The sequence below is a fragment of the Acidovorax sp. SRB_24 genome (assembly GCF_012931925.1).
On sequence record NZ_MWOM01000191.1, the window covers coordinates 1 to 649 of the forward strand.

Sequence of the window (649 nt, forward strand, 5' to 3'; positions counted from 1 at the left end):
CCAGAAGGCGCAGATCGGCTTCCAGGCCACGCTGCACGTGCGCAACCGCATGGTGCAGGCCTACACCGACATCATGAACATGCAGGTATAGGGCCACGCCTCTCTCGGCTTTCGGCCTGGATGGCAACGGCACCCTCGTCCCGCCGAGCCGCGCGACCCGGCATCAGTCAAAGTTTCATCGCTATTGAATTGGTAGCTATCGGCGCTTGCCACACAAGCGCTAGAACCCGACTTCACTCCGATCCCAGACCACGGCATTGCGCCCGGCCCTGGTGCCTGGTCCTGCGCAGGACCAACGCCTCACCACTATTAATTTGATAGCCTCTGGCGCTTTCCGGGCAAGCGCCAGAGGCCGATTTCATTCCAGTTCTCGCTTTCCAGCGCCGCCCCCTTGGCAAGGCGGGGCCTGCTGCCTCATACGGATTTGTATTCAATTGGATAACCAGGCGGGGAGCCGCAGACCGTGCCGTGGCACGCCGAGGCGAGCCCGCGACGTTCGCCGGTGGAAGGCAAATCCGTATCAGTGCATCACCTGCGGCTGGCCGTCGAACATGTGCTCGAACTGCGTCAGCCACGGCTCGGCGAGGCAGCGGATCTGGGCGTCGTTGCGCAGGATGCGCTGCATGATCACGGTCTTTTCCTTGCGGTG

General features: G+C 62.6%; 1 protein-coding gene and 1 pseudogene. One reads left to right on the plus strand and one right to left on the minus strand.

The window, feature by feature from the left end:
- Positions 1-91, plus strand: a 91-nt coding sequence (locus B2J89_RS21440; RefSeq protein ID WP_169170836.1) for a flagellar hook-basal body complex protein FliE, incomplete at its 5' end; no start/stop codon positions are given.
- A gap of 429 nt (positions 92-520) precedes the next feature.
- Here B2J89_RS21440 and B2J89_RS22955 read toward each other — a convergent pair.
- Positions 521-649: pseudogene (locus B2J89_RS22955) on the minus strand (flagellar protein FliT); the annotation flags it as partial.